Raw genomic sequence first — 16,855 nt, forward strand, 5'->3', positions numbered from 1 at the left:
TACCTACGCACATTCGCCATATGTCCAATTCTTTTCATCTGGCGATAGAGCTTTCACTTCGGTTCAGAAGCAGTTTAATTTGCCAATTGGAATAGATTTTATTTGCCAAACGGCTAAATATTTTGCCATTTGGCAAAACTTGGAAAATCCACTCTACGCTTGCCATTTGGCAAGCCCTAAAACCCATTGGATGCGGAAAACGTTGGAAAATAAGGCTTCGCTAAGGGTCGATAATTGCTATTATCAACCCTGTCCGGTTCAGACGATGTGAACCTTGCCATGAGATGCCAAAGAAACCGAGGGTATGTTGCCAGCCCTTCGAAGGTTAATCATTTCCGAACAGGTCACGCGTATAGACCTTACTCTCGACATCACAGAGTTCATCCGACATGCGGTTGGCAATGATTATGTCGGAGGCATTTTTGAACGCATCCAGGTCAGTGATCACGAGCGAGTTAAAGAAGCTATCCTCTTCCAGGGCCGGTTCGTAAATAACCACCTTGATACCTTTCGCCTTGATCCGCTTCATGATGCCCTGGATGCTGGATGCACGGAAGTTATCCGATCCACTCTTCATGATCAGGCGATAGACCCCTACCACCTTCGGCTTAAGCTTGAGAATGGAGTCGGCAATGAAATCCTTGCGCGTCGTATTGGCCTCAACAATGGCATTGATCAGGTTCTGCGGCACATCGCTGTAGTTCGCCAGCAGCTGCTTGGTATCCTTTGGCAGGCAGTAACCGCCGTATCCAAAAGAGGGGTTGTTATAAAAGTCTCCGATGCGGGGATCGAGACACACCCCTTCAATGATCTGGCGCGTATCAAGGCCATGCGTCAACGCGTATGTATCAAGCTCATTGAAATAGGCAACGCGCATGGCCAGATATGTGTTGGCAAAGAGCTTGATCGCCTCCGCCTCTGTCGAGTCGGTAAAGAGAACATCGATATTCTGCTTCAGTGCACCCTGCTGAAGGAGTGAGGCGAACATTTCGGCCCGATCGGAGCGCTCGCCGACCACGATGCGCGACGGATAGAGATTGTCGTGCAGCGCCCTGCCCTCGCGCAGAAATTCAGGGGAAAAGATCAGGTTCTCGCAATCGAAGTGGTCCCGCATCCTGGCTGTATAGCCCACCGGCACGGTCGACTTGATCACCATCACCGCATCAGGATTGATATCGAGCACATCGCGGATTACTGCCTCGATCGAACCGGTATTAAAATAATTTGTTTCAGGATCGTAATCTGTAGGTGTAGCGATAACGACGAAATCAGCCGCCTGGTATGCCAGATGCTTGTCCAGTGTTGCTTTGAAATTGAGCGCTTTATCGCGCAGGAAGGTCTCGATCTCCGCATCTTCGATCGGCGACTGCTTCATGTTGAGCAGCGCTACCTTTTCCGCATCGATATCAAGCGCCACCACCTCATTGTGCTGGGCAAGGAGCATGGCATTGGAGAGGCCGACATATCCTGTTCCTGCAATCGCAATCTTCATCGCTTTCTTTACAACCTCGATTAATATTAACATGGAACCACTTACCGGCAGGCACGCTACCGCAATTCAGGTGCATTCGCAGCTGAACTGATTGCGGGCAAAAAGGCACAGTATATACAGGGCGCAAACAGCCCCGGTGACCGGAAGATCAACTCGCCGATCAATAATAAAAAAGCAACACCCTGGTGAGGTGTTGCAGTTCAATAATACACAGAAGAATTGAAGCCGGATGATAGCCTGTCAATCGACAGCGAAACACCCTTTTCCTCCATGGAAAATCTTACCAGTGAAACTCCCCCAAAGCTTTGCTGAACTGTTTATAGACCATCCCCGCTTGTTTGCAAGGTTGATAGAGAAGATATCATGTGGTTGACGATAGGTTATCGATAGTGGTTTCAACTCGTATTTTTTTCTGCATCCAGTCCAGCAGAATAAGCGCCCGGTCATCGCCTCTCATCTCGACAAACACCCCTTCAAGGCCCTTCAGGGAACTGTCGCGCAGTCGCACCGCCTCCCCTGATGCAAATGGAGCTCTGGGCGTTCCCGATATTGCGATAAATCCGTTCTCATCCTGACTTGACTGAAGCATCCCTATTGCACTGTCCGGAATCGGTGGATAAAAGCTGCCAAAAGAGACCGGAGCCAGCACGCCGACGGTACTGCGAATGGAGCTCCAGCGCCGCTCATCCACGCCAAGGTGCACAAAAAGATAACCGCTGAAAAATGGTCGCGGCTGCCAGCTCACCTTGCGAGCATGGGTAATGCGCCTGTTCACCAGCGGCAGATAAACCTCGAAGCCCTGATTTTCAAGCTGATCGCGTGCAACGCTCTCTTTTCTCGGCTTGGTGCGCACGGCAAACCACTGCTTTGGCACGGACTCCCTCCAGAAATTTTAATGCAATTTTATTAATACAATAAATCCGATTTCTCAGCACAGATGCATTGTCTGGGCTCAGTCAGCCCGGGATCGACCTGCTCCCTTTATGGCTGCACGTCCATATGACGGATAATGCACTGTTCACGCAGATAAGAAATAACATGATCGACACATTCATCCAACTCAAGTGTACCGGTTTCTGCAATGATCTCCGGATTTTCCGGCTCTTCATATGGGGAGGAGATGCCGGTAAATGCAGGAATATCCCCTGCCCTGGCCTTTGCATAGAGCCCCTTCACATCACGGGACTCACACACTTCAAGCGGAGTCCTGCAATAGACTTCAATGAAGTCGCCTTCGGCAAGAAGAGCGCGCACCTTTGCCCGGTCGGAGCGAAACGGCGAAATAAATGCGGTCAGCGTAATCAGGCCCGCCTCAACAAACAGCCTGGTCACCTCACCCACCCGGCGGATATTCTCCACCCGATCTTCATCCGAAAAACTCAGGTCGCCACAGAGGCCATGACGCACATTGTCGCCATCGATGACAAATGTCTTTGCCCCCATCTCGTGCAGCCTTTCTTCAACTGCATGGGCGAGTGTCGATTTTCCGGCACCTGAAAGGCCGGTAAACCAGAGTACTGCACTGCGATGGCCATTGGACTCTTCCCGTTTCTTACGGGTAATTTCCGCCTGATGCCAGACGACGTTGCTGCTTTTGGATATTGATGGAGAACTCATGGGCATAAACCTAGCGACTGCGCTGAAAATCGAAACAGAATAAATTATAAAGTGCCCCGTTATTTCAATATTTCTCCATTGACCTCAAACTGATAGCGTGCGCCGCCATGAACAGAGCCCTCCTTTTACAGCAGCAGATGAAAAAACAGATCCTGATCCTGGATGGTGCCATGGGCACGATGATCCAGTCCTACGGATTGCAGGAGGCCGATTATCGCGGTGATCGCTTTGCCGACTGGCCGAGTGAACTGAAAGGCAACAACGACCTGCTCTCGCTTACCCAGCCCCATATCATCAGGGAAATTCACACCAAGTACCTCGAAGCGGGCGCCGATATTGTTGAAACGAACACCTTTAACGCCAACTCGGCATCAATGGCCGACTATGGCATGGAGTCTCTGGTTTATGAGTTGAATGTAGCCGGCGCTAAAGTTGCCAGAGAGGCTTGTGACGCCATCGCCAGTGATGACAAACCCCGTTTTGTAGCTGGTGTACTGGGCCCGACGTCGCGCACCTGTTCGATCTCGCCCGATGTGAATGATCCGGGCTTCCGTAATGTTACCTTTGACGAACTGGTTGAAACCTACACTGATGCAACCCGCGGCCTGATCGATGGCGGCGCGGATATCCTGCTGATCGAGACGGTCTTCGACACGCTGAATGCCAAGGCGGCCGTTTTTGCCGTAAAGAAGTATTTCGAGGATTCAGGCATTGAGCTTCCGATCATGATCTCCGGCACCATCACTGATGCATCAGGTCGCACACTCTCAGGACAGACTGCCACGGCATTCTACAACTCGCTTGCGCACGCCAAGCCGATCTCTATTGGCCTGAATTGTGCCTTAGGTGCCGCAGAGTTACGCCAATATATTGAAGAGCTTTCTGATACAGTCTCCTGCGGAATCAATGCCCACCCCAATGCGGGCCTCCCCAATGCTATGGGTGGCTATGATGAAACAGCCGAAGAGATGGCGGCCGAGATCAGGGAGTGGGCCGAGTCCGGATTCCTCAATGTGATCGGTGGCTGCTGTGGAACCGGCCCCGACCATATCCGTGCCATGGCCAAAGCTGTAGATGGTATCGCTCCCCGCCCGACCCCTGATCGCGAAGTGATGTGTCGATTGTCCGGACTGGAACCTCTGCACATTGATAAGAACTCACTATTCGTGAATGTCGGTGAGCGTGCCAATGTAACCGGCTCCGCCATCTTCAAGCGGCTGATTCTTGAGGGAGACTTCAATAAAGCACTCGATGTCTGTCGTGATCAGGTGGAAAACGGAGCCCAGATCATCGATATCAACATGGATGAGGCGATGCTGGACGGCAAGAAAGCGATGGTGACTTTCCTGAACCTGATCGCCTCCGAACCGGACATCTCACGCGTTCCGGTGATGATCGACTCGTCCAAGTGGGAGATTATCGAGGCGGGTCTGAAATGCATCCAGGGCAAAGGCATCGTTAACTCCATTTCGCTCAAAGAGGGCAAAGAGGCGTTTGTACACCACGCCAAGCTGCTGGCCAAGTACGGTGCAGCGGTTGTGGTCATGGCCTTTGACGAAGATGGTCAGGCAGACACCTATGAGCGCAAGATTGAGATTTGCGAAAACTCCTACCGCATTCTGGTGGATGAGTGCGGCTTCCCGCCTGAAGATATCATCTTTGATCCGAACATTTTCGCCATTGCCACCGGTATCGAAGAGCACAACAACTATGCGGTCGACTTCATCAAAGCGACCGGCTGGATCAAAAAGAACCTGCCGCATGCGATGATTTCCGGCGGCGTATCCAACGTCTCCTTCTCTTTCCGCGGCAACAACCCGGTACGCGAAGCGATCCACTCGGTGTTCCTCTACCACGCCATCAAACAGGGCATGGACATGGGCATCGTCAATGCAGGCATGCTCGAGGTATATGAGGAGCTGCCGAAAGAGCTGCGTGATGCAGTCGAAGATGTAGTACTCAATCGCAATGTCAATGCCACCGATCACCTGCTCTCCATTGCCGACAACTACCGCGGCGATGGCACCATCGCCAAAAAGGCTGATGAGGAGTGGCGTAAACTGCCAGTTGCGAAAAGGCTTGAGCATGCCCTGGTCAAGGGTATTGATAGCTACGTCGATCAGGACACCGAAGAGGCGCGTCAGCACTTCAGTACCCCGATAGAGGTGATTGAAGGACCGTTGATGGATGGCATGAACGTGGTCGGTGATCTGTTTGGCGACGGCAAAATGTTCCTGCCACAGGTGGTAAAATCGGCACGCGTTATGAAGAAGGCTGTCGCCTACCTGATGCCATATATCGAAGCCGAAAAGGCCAGTGGCGTCTCCTCATCCAACGGCAAGATTCTTATGGCAACGGTTAAGGGCGATGTGCACGACATCGGCAAGAACATCGTTGGTGTGGTTCTGCAGTGTAACAACTTTGAGGTAATTGATATTGGCGTCATGGTGCCTGCAGCAACCATTCTTGAAAAAGCCAGAGAACACGATGTGGATATCATCGGTCTCTCAGGCCTGATTACCCCGTCACTCGATGAGATGGTGCACCTGGCGAAAGAGATGAAGCGACTGGGATTCACCAAGCCGGTCATGCTTGGTGGCGCCACCACCTCCAAGGCGCACACAGCCGTTAAAATCCTGCCGGAGTACGATGAGCCGGTAATCTGGGTAAAAGACGCCTCACGCGCCGTTGGCGTTGCCCAGAACCTCATATCCGTTGCCAACCGTGCTGAGTTTGTGCGTAAAACCCGTGAAGAGTATATATCAGTTCGTGAACGCTATCTGGGCCGCCAGGGGCAGACCGAGTGGCTTTCGCTTGCTGATGCGCGCGCAAACAGAAGCGAATTGAATGAAGCAACGATCGCTCAGGCTCCAAAACAGGATGGGGTTCAGGTTCTGAATCACATCTCCATTGCCGAACTGCGTGACTATATCGACTGGACACCATTTTTCTCAGCATGGGAGCTCAATGGTGCCTACCCTCGCATCCTGAATGATCCACACAAAGGTAAAGAGGCACAAAAGCTCTTTGCTGATGCACAGGCCTGGCTTGACCGCATTATCTCTGAGAACTGGTTCGAGGCCCGTGCCATCTTCGGCCTCTATGCAGCAGCATCCACCGATGAGGACAGCATTATCGTTTACAGCGATGAGGATCGGGCCGAGGAGGCAGTTCGATTCCACTTCCTGCGTCAGCAGCAGGATAAGAAGGACTCCCGAGCCAACCTCTGCCTTGCCGATTTCGTAAGCAGAGAACGTGACCATATCGGCGCTTTTGCATGCGCGATCTTCGGTGCCGAAGAGAAGGCCAGGGATTTCGAAGCCAAACATGACGACTACGCAGCCATCATGGTCAAGGTACTGGCGGACCGTCTGGCCGAGGCGCTGGCCGAGAAACTGCATCGCGATGTGCGAACCGTTCACTGGGGTTACGCGAGTGATGAATCGCTCAGCAGTGAAGAGCTGATCAGAGAGAAGTATCAGGGCATCCGTCCTGCTGCCGGCTACCCGGCCTGCCCCGAACACACCGAGAAAGGGACGCTCTGGAAGCTTCTCGATGTTGAGGGCAATATCGGCATGGGACTCACCGAATCGTATGCCATGACGCCTGCAGCGGCCGTTTCAGGCCTCTACTTCGCCAACCCCGAAGCGCACTACTTCACCGTTGGCAAAATCAATAAGGATCAGGTCGAAGATTATGCCACACGAAAAGAGCTGGCTGTTGAAGAAGCCGAAAAATGGCTCGGACCTAATCTGGGATATTAGGATTCACTATTTAAATACGCGAAAAAACAGATACTGTAGGGCTCTAATGATTTAAAAGTTCTACATAATAACACGAGGAATGATTATGACCGATATAGACACCACCACACCCGATGAGAACACCCCCGTTTTCAGCCTGCAAAAGTTGTACACCAGGGACATCTCGTTTGAGAACCCCAACGCTCCTTTTGTATTTGCAGGGTCAATGGGCCAACCAAAAATTGACATGAACCTTTCCACGAAAAACAGGCAGATCGATGCTGAGCACTGTGAGGTGACCATTAAGGTGTCAGCCCAGGCTCACGACACAGAAAACGACAAGCTTCTTTTCGAAGTTGAAGTGGAATATGCCGGCCTGTTTTACATGAAAAACATCCCTGAAGAGCACCTGGAAATTCTTCTGGGCGTTGACTGTCCTGCCACCATTTTCCCATATGTTCGACAGCTGATCAGCCAGCTTACCGGCGACGGTGGCTTCATCCCGCTGATGCTGGATCCGGTCAACTTTTCTGCTGCCTTTGAGCATAATCGCCAGCAGATAGCAGCTCAGGAAAAAGCTGCAGAAACCACCCACTAACGCTGAATATAACAGAGAAACGCTCCGATAAAGGGTGAGGCAGTGCCTCGCCCTTTATTACTATTGAATCAGGCCGCATCAATTTTTTGCATGCTTCGCAGCCATAAAGGATTGAGAATGACAACCAAGACTCCAACTATCATCTACACCAAAACCGATGAAGCCCCGGCTCTGGCCACATACTCCCTGCTGCCGATCGTGCAGGCGTTTACTGCAACGGCCGGTGTCAATGTAGAGAGCCGTGACATTTCACTGGCCGGCCGGATTATTGCCAATTTCCCTGAAAGGCTGACCGATGCGCAGCGACAATCCGATGCGCTCGCCGAGCTGGGCGAACTCGCCAAGAGACCCTCAGCCAACATTATCAAGCTACCCAACATCAGTGCCTCGATTCCTCAGCTGGTTGCCGCCATCAGGGAGCTGCAGTCGCAGGGGTATGAGCTGCCCGACTACCCTGTCGACCCACAGGGTGATGAAGAGAATGATATCCGCTCCCGTTACGCCAAAGTTCTCGGCAGTGCAGTAAACCCGGTGCTGCGCGAAGGCAACTCCGACCGTCGTGTCGCTGCGGCCGTCAAGCAGTATGCCAGAGAGAATCCCCACACGATGGGAGCCTGGAGTCGCGACTCAAAATCACATGTTGCACACATGTCCGAAGGCGATTTTTACGGCAGTGAAAAGTCTGTTGTCGTCAACAAGCCGTGCTCTGTAAGGATTGAACACACCGATGTGAGCGGCAGCACAACACTCCTGAAAGAGACTACTGCACTGCAAACTGGGGAAGTGATTGATGCAGCCGTAATGAGCCGCAAAGCGTTACGCGATTTTTACACAAAAGAGACCGAAGCTGCAAAAAATGAAGGCGTACTGCTTTCACTGCACCTGAAAGCAACCATGATGAAGGTCTCCGATCCAATTATGTTCGGCCATGCCGTCACCGTCTATTTCAGGGAACTGTTTGACAAACATGCCGTGCTGTTTGAAGAACTGGGCGTTAACCCCAACAACGGCTTTGGCGATGTCTGTGCCAAAATTGCCGCTCTTCCGGATAGCCAGCGCCGCGCCATCGAAGCCGATATCCAGGCGCTCTATGAAAAGAATCCCGGGCTGGCGATGGTCGACTCAGACAAGGGCATTACCAACCTGCATGTGCCAAGTGATATCATTATTGATGCATCCATGCCGGCAGCGATCCGCGCCTCAGGGAAAATGTGGGGAGCCGACGGCAAGCTGCACGATTCCAAGTTCATGATTCCAGATCGTTCCTACGCCGGCATTTATCAGGAGACTGTCAGCTTCTGCAAAGCGCATGGTGCGTTTGACCCGTCAACCATGGGCAGCGTATCGAATGTGGGACTGATGGCGCAAAAGGCTGAAGAGTACGGCTCGCACGATAAAACCTTTGAAATTCCTGCCGACGGAACTGTTCGCGTGATTGACAGTGATGATACCATCCTGATGGAGCATCTGGTTTCTGAGGGTGATATCTGGCGTATGTGCCAGAGCAAAGATGCGGCGATTCGTGACTGGGTTAAGCTGGCAGTCAATCGTGCCAGGGCAACCGGCAATCCGGCCATTTTCTGGCTTGATCCAAGGCGTGCACACGATGCCAATCTGATCGACAAGGTGAATAGATATCTTCCCGAGCATAATACCAGCGGCCTTGATATTCAGATCATGTCCCCTGTTGAGGCCACACGCCATGCACTTGAGCGTGTCAGAAGTGGAAAGGACACCATCTCCGTGACAGGCAACGTACTGCGAGATTACCTTACTGATCTCTTCCCTATTCTTGAGCTGGGAACCAGCGCCAAAATGCTCTCTATCGTGCCGCTACTTGCTGGTGGCGGTCTGTTTGAGACGGGTGCAGGTGGCTCAGCACCCAAACACGTGCAGCAGTTTGTGCAGGAGAACCATCTACGCTGGGACTCGCTCGGAGAGTTTCTGGCTATCGCTGTATCCCTTGAAGATCTGGCGGAAAAAACCGGTAATACAAAGGTCAAGGTAGTAGCGGATGCACTTAATCGCGCCAACAGCGAGTTCCTCAGGCAGAACAAGTCCCCGTCGCGCAGGGTCAATGAACTGGATAATCGCGGCAGCCACTTCTATCTGGCCCTCTACTGGGCAGAGGCACTGGCAGCACAAAACGATGATGGGCAGCTGCAGTTGCAATTTGCTCCAATTGCCGACCAGCTTGCTCAAAATGAAGAGAAAATCGTAGCCGAACTCAATGCAGTACAGGGGCAAAAGGCAGAGATGGGCGGTTATTACCACGCCGACCCGGACGTACTGGAAAAGCTTATGCGTCCAAGTACTACATTTAATGCTATACTTGCAGCAGCAGCTTAAGCAGAAGGTATTCGCTGATGGGCAGAGATCTGAAAATGTATGTGCGTGGCAAGGGCGTATCAATGCTTCAGGAGTTGTTGCAACGCATGGGCTACCCCATGAACGACCGACCCGGCCTGTTTGGCGTTTCAACCCGCGATGCCGTTAAAGATTTCCAGTCAAAGAAAGGCCTGAAGCCCACTGGTGTGGTTGATGAAGCGCTTTTGAACATGCTGCGCCAGAATTTCGGAATCGATGTGCAAGCCAGAAGCAGTGCCGTCAAGGCTACGGATAAGGCCCTCCCAGATGACCGCGATCATCAGATACAACTGCATGCCATTACCCGTCTCCTGATTCAGAAAGGCATTATTACTGAAGATGAGTTACGGCAGGAGATCGAGCGCCCTCAACCTGTGCGGATTTCGGAGCCGCCACTTACCTGATGCAGCATGAATCTCCCAGCATCCTGAGGCCCGAGTTCACAATCTCTCTGGCCGACAGGTTATGTTTGGGTGAGTCGATCAACCTGATAAGTCCGCATGGTCAGGGACGCAGGCGGACACTGGAGGATCTGCAGCAATACATCCCCCCCTCCATTCTGATCATTCAGATTAATATGTGCTTCTATCGTCTTGATTACAAAGGGCTTCTGAAGGCCATATCAAGCAACTTCTGGCATCATGATGATCAGATATCTTCTCTCGGAGATATATTCGATCAGATGCAGGAGAAGAGTCTGAACGCGCTGCTTATTCTGCATAATTTTGACGAACTCTGGTGCAGCAATCATTTGCAGGAGAGTTATCCTCGCCGCTTTATTGATGACCTGAACGATATAAGAAACAGGGCCAATATTTCGCTGCTCTGCGTATCAGAAGATAGGCTTGAACCGATAGATCATATCAAGCTGGATGCATCCCCGCTTCTCCTGCCCGAAATAACCCACAGTCAACTGCTTACCGAGATCCGCTACCGATCTCTTCCGGTCAAACACTCCGATTTTTCATCACTTGCAGAGTGGCTGTTGAAACAGAAAGCGCCCTACTCTCTGCTTGATGAGCTTGATCCGGAGTGGTTCTCCAGCAAGGGGTGGAAAACCCCTTAGCGATGATAATCAGAGGTGAATGATATGGTTACGATCCGGACCCGTTGAGAGCATCGATACCGGGCAGTCACATACCTCTTCAATCCTTCTCAACAGCGCAACCGCATTGGCAGGCAGCTGGTCCAGTGATGTGGCACCAAACGTGTTCTCGCTCCAGCCCGGAAGCGTCTCATAGACAGGCGTGACCTGATCCAGTTGCTGGCAGCAGGCCGGCACCGATTCCAGTACTTCACCATTCAGCTCATAGCCGGTACAGAGCTTCACCTCTTTGAGGCCATCAAGCACATCCATCTTGGTAATCGCAAGGCCGGTCACGCCGTTGATGCGCACCGCATGTTTAACCACGACGGCATCAAACCAGCCAGTTCGACGAGGGCGTCCGGTTGTGGCGCCAAACTCGTTACCCTTCTCAGCCATGTGGCGACCGGATGGGCAATCCATACCCTCTGCATTGTAGAGTTCAGTAGGAAAAGGACCCGAACCGACACGCGTCGTATATGCCTTGCAAATGCCGAGAACCGCATCCACCTGACCTGGCCCGACACCAAGACCTGCAAGCGCTGCACCGGCTACAGTGTTCGAGGATGTCACAAACGGGTATGTACCGTGATCAACGTCGAGCATCGAACCTTGTGCACCCTCATAAAGCACCTTGTCTCCCGCTTTGATGCGCTTCTGCAGAATCAACGGCACATCGGCTGATAGCGGCAGCAGACGTTCTCTGGCCAAATCCAGTGCCTTGTCCACTTCAGTTCGGCTTACCGGTTCCGCCTTCAGGTACTGGGTAAGCATGAAGTTCACATATTCGAGATTTGAATCGATTCGCGCATCAAGGTCGGCAGAAGTCAGGTCAACCAGACGGATACCACGGCGAGCGGTCTTATCTTCATAGCAGGGGCCGATGCCCTTGCCAGTGGTTCCGATTTTACCTTTGCCTTTGGCCGCTTCACGCGCCGCATCAAGCGAACGGTGATACGGCAGGATCAACTGGCAACGCTCGGAAATTTTCAGACGCTCTGCTACAGGAATACCTGCAGTGAGCAGCATGTCCATCTCCTCCACGAGTCGGAACGGATCAACCACAGTGCCGTTACCGATCAGGCAGAGTGTCTCGTCATGAAGAATACCGGACGGAATGTGGTTCAATACGGTCTTCTGGTCACCAATAACCAGTGTATGTCCTGCATTGGGACCGCCCTGAAAGCGGGCTACCACATCCATTTCAGGAGCCATAAGATCAACGATCTTACCTTTTCCCTCATCGCCCCACTGGATTCCGATTGCAACTGTATTTGTCATATCATTCCTCTTGTTTTACATGCCATCACGAGATGGCTCACACCCTTACGGGCATCCATTCAAACTTCGTCGATCAGTGCCCAGAGGTCACATGAAAATCCAGTCGCCGGCATATCACGGCCATGTGCCTTCATCATCGCATCGTAACGTCCGCCATAAAGCAGAGCCTGTGAAGCGCCTGCAGCGTAACCGGCAAACAGGATGCCGCTGTGGTAAAGGAAGCGCGGCATCACAGCAGCATCAGCGTAGAGGCTGACGTCGCCCTCAACCCTTTCTCCCACCTGCTGAACAAGCTCAAGCAGTTCATTGGCGGCCTGGTCAAAATCAGCCCCGAATTTACCAACATTTTCGGCAATCCAGTGCTGGTCTCCCCTGCCCCTGGCAAGCGCAACAAGCGCATCAACACGATCCTGTGCAAGCGGTTCATTGCGGGTTATCTCCAGCAGGTCATCAGGTGAGCGGCGCGCCAGAAGAGCGGTCCACTTCTCAAGCGGCGTTGAACAACCGGCCACCAGTGCCTTCAGCAGCCCGATATGGCCCACCTGCAACACCGGCTTGTTAAAGCCTGCTGCGAGCATCGAACGGGCTGCCAGATGCAGTACCTCGATATCCCCGGCCGCTCCTGCCACGCCGAGACACTCCACACCGGTCTGCCACTGCTGACGCGAACCGCCTCGCACATCCGGACGTGCCAGCATCACCGTGCCTGAATAGCATAGTTTGAGGACAGCTTCAGCCTGCAGACGGGTGGCGGCGATGCGGGCAATCTGAGGTGTCATATCAGATCGAATTGCCAGGGTTCCTGCACCGGCAGGGTCGGAAAACACAACGGTCTGGTCAGCCAGAAAACGGCCAGCGCCCGATTTCAATGCATCGGGACGCTCCAGAATCGGTGGAATAACCTCTTCGTAGCCGGCTGCCTCAAAAAGCTCAAGCAGCTTGCCCTGCATGTTTCGCAGCGCTTTTGCACGGGAGCCAAATGCATCATCCAGCCCGATGATCGGTTTATGTTTCACATATCCCCCAGTTCGGCATACCGGACTTCCAGAACATGTCTGAGTTCAGACATACGATCGAGAACATCCTGACTTGGTGGCGTATCCACCTGAATCAGGGCTACGGCGCTACCGGTGTCCTCACGGCGACCAAGCCTGAAGTCTCCGATATTGATGCCGGCATCTGCAAGCACTGCACCGATTGATGCAATCACGCCCGGTTTGTCTTCGTTCTGGAAGAAGATCAGGTTACCTACCGGCGCAATTTCAACCTCGCAGGTATCGATATTCACAAGGCGCGGACGACGTTCATCGAACAGCGTGCCGGAAACCGTACGCACCCCTTCATCACCTTCCACCTCCAGCTTGATCAGGGTGGCAAAGTGATCCGACGAATCAGACCCCGTCTCCGAAATATCAATACCGCGATCCTTGGCCAGCATACCGGCATTAACAGCATTGACCTCTTCCATACTCTGGGAGAGCAGTCCCTGCAGTATTACGTTGATCAACGGTTTGCGGTTGATTGATGCCGCCTTACCCTCGAAGGAGACCTTAACCCGCGAATAACCCGGCTTCATGGTCTGGCCGATAAAACTTCCCATGCGCTCGGCCAGCAACAGGTATGGTGCGAGCAGGCGCTGTTCTTCCTGGGTCAGCGAAGGTACGTTGACCGCATTGGATACCACACCTGAAAGCAGGTAATCGGCCATCTGCTCGGCCACCTGTACCGCCACATTCTCCTGTGCCTCGTTGGTTGAGGCGCCGATATGAGGCGTGCAGCTGATGTTGTCCAGTTCGAACAGGCGATTTTCACGTGCCGGTTCAGTCGCGAACACGTCCAGAGCCGCCGCTCTGAGATGGCCCGATGCACATGCGTCATAAAGTGCATCCTCATCAACAATACCACCACGGGCACAGTTGACGAGAATAGAGCCCTTCTTCATACGTCCGATGATGTCGGCATTGATCAAATTGCGGGTGGCTGCAAGAAGCGGAACATGGATGGTCAGGATATCAACGGTTTCGGCAAGCTCAGCAACTGTCTCCACCTTGGTGACACCCATCGCTGATGCGCGCTCGTCGGAGATAAATGGATCATAGACAAACACCGACATATGCAGCCCTTTCAGGCGATCGCATACGATCGCGCCGATATTGCCCGCACCAATCACACCCGCCTTCTTGCCGGTCAACTCCATTCCCATGAAACGGGACTTCTCCCATTTGCCGGCCTTGGTCGATTCGGAAGCCTGCGGAATCATACGGGCAGCCGCCACGATGTGTGCCACGGCAAGTTCAGCGGTGGTGATGGTATTGCCGAAAGGCGTATTCATCACCACGATTCCGCGCCTGGAGCACCCCTCAACGTCGACATTATCGACACCGATGCCGGCACGTCCGATCACTTTTACGCGCTTGGCTGCTTCGAGAAGTTCACCCTTCAGTGTTGTCGAAGAACGAACCGCAATGGCATCGTAGTCACCGACAATAGACAACTTCTCTTCATCGGAGAGGCCGGGTTTATAATCAACCTCGATATTGCGCGCCTTGAACACTTCAATCGCACGGGAGGACATCTTGTCAGCAATCCAGACTTTGGGCACTTTATTAACTCCTCGGCAAATAGCTGTTTGCACGCCAGGAGGACGAATATGCGACATGCCCGTTTTTCGGGCCATCAGGCGTCTAGCGAACCGGAGTGCGTGGGCACTCTATATCCAGAGTCCCAACGGTCAACTTGCAAAGATTAAACTGTGAGAGTGTGGCACATCGCGATACCGGAAATGCCAAACTGCAGACTAGAAACTGTTCTTATCAGAATTCCAAGCTAGGCTCTCGCCATGTCCGACTCATCCTACCAGTTCATTAACTCCCAGACGCAGCTAGAGAAAGCGTGCATCGAGATCAGCCGCTGCCGTGTACTCTGTGTCGATACAGAGTTTCACCGTGAATCAACTTACTATCCTGAGTTTGCGCTGCTTCAGATTTACGGTTGTGGCCAGTGCTGGATTATCGACCCGATAGAATTACCAGACCTGACCCCCATCTGGAAAATCATGGCCAATCCCGAGATTCTGAAAGTATTTCATGCCGGCCGACAGGATGTTGAGATTGTTGTCAAGGAATCGGGATTCATGCCTCTGCCGCTGTTTGACACGCAGATTGCTGCTGCACTGCTCGGATTCGGACAGCAGATAGGCTTTGGCAACCTTGTACAGCGCATCACCAAGAAAACACTGGCCAAACAGGAGTCTTTCAGCGACTGGAAAGCGCGGCCGCTACGGCAGAAGCAGCTTGATTACGCTGCTGACGATGTAATCTGGTTGATGCCTGTCTACCAGCACCTGAAAGAGCGGCTGGAAGCCCAGGGCCGCATGAATTGGCTAATCGAAGAGCAGGCTTCGCTCTGTGACCCGGCCACATACGAAAGTGATGAAGCGAATGTTTTCTGGCGTGTAAAAGGCTCTAACCGCCTGAAAGGCAGGCAACTGGCAACACTCAGGGCTCTTTCGGCATGGCGGGAGCGCCAGGCACAGCACCACAATATTCCGAGGCGCCGCATGATTGCGGATGAGCAACTGCTTGAAATGTCACGCAGGGACAAATTGACTCTGGAGAGCATGAGTGGGATCCGCGGCGTTAACTCTGGTTTCGTCAAACGCCATGGCGATGCGATTATCAATGCATGGCAGAGTGGCATGGAGTGCCCTGAAGAGCATTGGCCAAAGCTTCCTGCACGCCGCCACAATACAAAAGGAACCGAACTGAGGCTGGAGATGCTGGACACGCTGGTGCGGCTGAAGGCTGAAGATGGAGAGATCGCCTCCCCGATACTTGCCAGCAAGTCGGACCTCTCAGAACTTGCTTCATGGGGCTATCGTTGCAAGGGAGATGTTCCCGAGGTGGCCTGCCTGCATGGCTGGCGATACGAACTCGTTGGCCATGATCTGTTGCGGCTTTTACGCGGTGAGATATGCCTGCACCTTGATCCGAATACCGGCATGCCAGTCATCACAGAATTTGATCAGACATGCCAGTGATGAAACTCTGCTTCTCTATAGATGCCCTCTCCCCCTCCGGCGCCCATGCATGGCGACTGCAGAAGGATCAGACATGGCGCGAATGCACCTATGCCGAACCCCTGGAAGATGGTGATGCGTGCATTACGGATAAGAAAACAGCCGAAGAGTGGAGTGGTCGCCGACTGACAAAAGATATGTCTCAGGTACTGATACCCCAGAAGAAAGCCGGCACATTTGATTTTCTGATGCGCGGCATCTTTGCCCATGCCGTTCTGCACCGTAATTCAAGTGCGCCGCTGCCGGACAAGAGACAGATGCTTGAGTGCATCGCAGTCCTTAAACCAGGCACACCGTGGCTGGTTTACCTTAATGTTTCCGGTCACTTCGCTGCTCTCGATACAAGTACCGTTTCAATCATATCCAATCTCGATATTGCAGTTCGCGGTGAGATCGCTTCAAGTGGTGACTATATAGGTGCCAGGGCTGCCCGTGACGATAAGATGATGGATGAACTCTACCGCCAGTTTCTAGGCGGCTGGCTGGATCACCTCAACTCATCAAACATGAATGTATTTGTTCCCGATGCTGAAAAGCTGAAAGATGAGGCTGACTATGTCGAAGCGATCCGGAACTGGTCACACGAATAGCCTGA

13 protein-coding genes are annotated in these 16,855 nt (G+C 52.7%); 7 read left to right on the plus strand and 6 right to left on the minus strand.

Features of this window, described 5'->3' with window-relative positions; all coding sequences use genetic code 11:
• Positions 1–325: 325 nt before the first annotated feature.
• The 3 genes from Ga0123462_RS05700 to cysC all read right to left on the minus strand — a co-directional run bounded on the left by Ga0123462_RS05700 (position 326) and on the right by cysC (position 3,109).
• Complete coding sequence (locus Ga0123462_RS05700; RefSeq protein ID WP_100265415.1) at positions 326–1,492, minus strand: nucleotide sugar dehydrogenase; 1,167 nt, start codon at positions 1,490–1,492, stop codon at positions 326–328.
• 361 nt (positions 1,493–1,853) lie between these two features.
• Positions 1,854–2,366, minus strand: coding sequence for a transcriptional activator RfaH (locus Ga0123462_RS05705; RefSeq protein ID WP_100265416.1), 513 nt, complete (start codon positions 2,364–2,366; stop codon positions 1,854–1,856).
• A gap of 107 nt (positions 2,367–2,473) precedes the next feature.
• Positions 2,474–3,109, minus strand: a complete 636-nt coding sequence (gene cysC, locus Ga0123462_RS05710; RefSeq protein ID WP_100266508.1) for an adenylyl-sulfate kinase — start codon at positions 3,107–3,109, stop codon at positions 2,474–2,476.
• 107 nt (positions 3,110–3,216) lie between these two features.
• Between cysC and metH the strand changes: the two genes are divergently transcribed.
• The 5 genes from metH (at position 3,217) to Ga0123462_RS05735 (ending at position 10,883) form a co-directional block, all read left to right on the plus strand.
• Positions 3,217–6,873 (plus strand): methionine synthase, encoded by a 3,657-nt coding sequence (metH, locus tag Ga0123462_RS05715; RefSeq protein WP_100265417.1) that lies wholly within the window; start codon positions 3,217–3,219, stop codon positions 6,871–6,873.
• A gap of 85 nt (positions 6,874–6,958) precedes the next feature.
• Positions 6,959–7,450, plus strand: coding sequence for a protein-export chaperone SecB (secB, locus tag Ga0123462_RS05720; RefSeq protein ID WP_100265418.1), 492 nt, complete (start codon positions 6,959–6,961; stop codon positions 7,448–7,450).
• A gap of 117 nt (positions 7,451–7,567) precedes the next feature.
• A complete protein-coding gene (locus tag Ga0123462_RS05725; RefSeq protein ID WP_100265419.1) occupies positions 7,568–9,799 on the plus strand; it encodes an NADP-dependent isocitrate dehydrogenase in 2,232 nt (743 codons plus the stop codon).
• A gap of 17 nt (positions 9,800–9,816) precedes the next feature.
• Positions 9,817–10,221, plus strand: a complete 405-nt coding sequence (locus Ga0123462_RS05730; RefSeq protein WP_198507295.1) for a peptidoglycan-binding domain-containing protein — start codon at positions 9,817–9,819, stop codon at positions 10,219–10,221.
• A complete protein-coding gene (locus tag Ga0123462_RS05735) occupies positions 10,221–10,883 on the plus strand; it encodes a hypothetical protein (protein WP_100265420.1) in 663 nt (220 codons plus the stop codon). The genes Ga0123462_RS05730 and Ga0123462_RS05735 overlap by 1 nt, the downstream gene beginning before the upstream one ends.
• A gap of 9 nt (positions 10,884–10,892) precedes the next feature.
• Here the strand turns inward: Ga0123462_RS05735 and Ga0123462_RS05740 are convergent, their stop codons facing one another.
• From Ga0123462_RS05740 to serA, 3 genes are read right to left on the minus strand one after another with little or no spacing between them, the layout of a single operon-like run.
• The gene (locus Ga0123462_RS05740; protein ID WP_100265421.1) at positions 10,893–12,182 is read right to left on the minus strand and encodes an adenylosuccinate synthase; all 1,290 of its coding nucleotides are present in this window, start codon (positions 12,180–12,182) and stop codon (positions 10,893–10,895) included.
• Positions 12,183–12,241: 59 nt separating this feature from the next.
• Entirely contained in the window at positions 12,242–13,198 is a 957-nt protein-coding gene (locus tag Ga0123462_RS05745) for an ATP phosphoribosyltransferase regulatory subunit (RefSeq protein ID WP_100265422.1), read from the minus strand.
• Positions 13,195–14,784: a phosphoglycerate dehydrogenase gene (gene serA / locus Ga0123462_RS05750; RefSeq protein WP_100265423.1), complete on the minus strand. Its 1,590-nt coding sequence runs from the start codon at positions 14,782–14,784 to the stop codon at positions 13,195–13,197. The genes Ga0123462_RS05745 and serA overlap by 4 nt, the downstream gene beginning before the upstream one ends.
• Before the next feature lie 237 nt (positions 14,785–15,021).
• Here serA and rnd point away from each other — a divergent pair, with 237 nt between their 5' ends.
• Together rnd and Ga0123462_RS05760 are read left to right on the plus strand one after the other, a co-directional pair.
• Positions 15,022–16,221 carry a ribonuclease D gene (rnd, locus tag Ga0123462_RS05755; protein WP_100265424.1) on the plus strand — a complete coding sequence of 400 codons (1,200 nt, stop codon included), beginning with the start codon at positions 15,022–15,024 and terminating at the stop codon, positions 16,219–16,221.
• A complete protein-coding gene (locus Ga0123462_RS05760; protein ID WP_232726368.1) occupies positions 16,212–16,850 on the plus strand; it encodes a hypothetical protein in 639 nt (212 codons plus the stop codon). Before rnd ends, Ga0123462_RS05760 begins: the two co-directional genes overlap by 10 nt.
• Positions 16,851–16,855 lie beyond the last annotated feature (5 nt).

The sequence above is a fragment of the Mariprofundus ferrinatatus genome, from assembly GCF_002795825.1.
Lineage (GTDB): Bacteria > Pseudomonadota > Zetaproteobacteria > Mariprofundales > Mariprofundaceae > Mariprofundus > Mariprofundus ferrinatatus.

Bases quoted from the DNA above. Each gene is read 5' to 3' on its own strand.
- Ga0123462_RS05740 (WP_100265421.1), bottom strand. From the start codon at position 12,182: ATGACAAATACAGTTGCAATCGGAATCCAGTGGGGCGATGAGGGAAAA.
- rnd (WP_100265424.1), top strand. From the start codon at position 15,022: ATGTCCGACTCATCCTACCAGTTCATTAACTCCCAGACGCAGCTAGAG.
- Ga0123462_RS05730 (WP_198507295.1), top strand. From the start codon at position 9,817: ATGGGCAGAGATCTGAAAATGTATGTGCGTGGCAAGGGCGTATCAATG.
- Ga0123462_RS05735 (WP_100265420.1), top strand. From the start codon at position 10,221: ATGCAGCATGAATCTCCCAGCATCCTGAGGCCCGAGTTCACAATCTCT.
- Ga0123462_RS05700 (WP_100265415.1), bottom strand. From the start codon at position 1,492: ATGAAGATTGCGATTGCAGGAACAGGATATGTCGGCCTCTCCAATGCC.
- cysC (WP_100266508.1), bottom strand. From the start codon at position 3,109: ATGAGTTCTCCATCAATATCCAAAAGCAGCAACGTCGTCTGGCATCAG.
- Ga0123462_RS05725 (WP_100265419.1), top strand. From the start codon at position 7,568: ATGACAACCAAGACTCCAACTATCATCTACACCAAAACCGATGAAGCC.
- metH (WP_100265417.1), top strand. From the start codon at position 3,217: ATGAACAGAGCCCTCCTTTTACAGCAGCAGATGAAAAAACAGATCCTG.
- secB (WP_100265418.1), top strand. From the start codon at position 6,959: ATGACCGATATAGACACCACCACACCCGATGAGAACACCCCCGTTTTC.
- Ga0123462_RS05760 (WP_232726368.1), top strand. From the start codon at position 16,212: ATGCCAGTGATGAAACTCTGCTTCTCTATAGATGCCCTCTCCCCCTCC.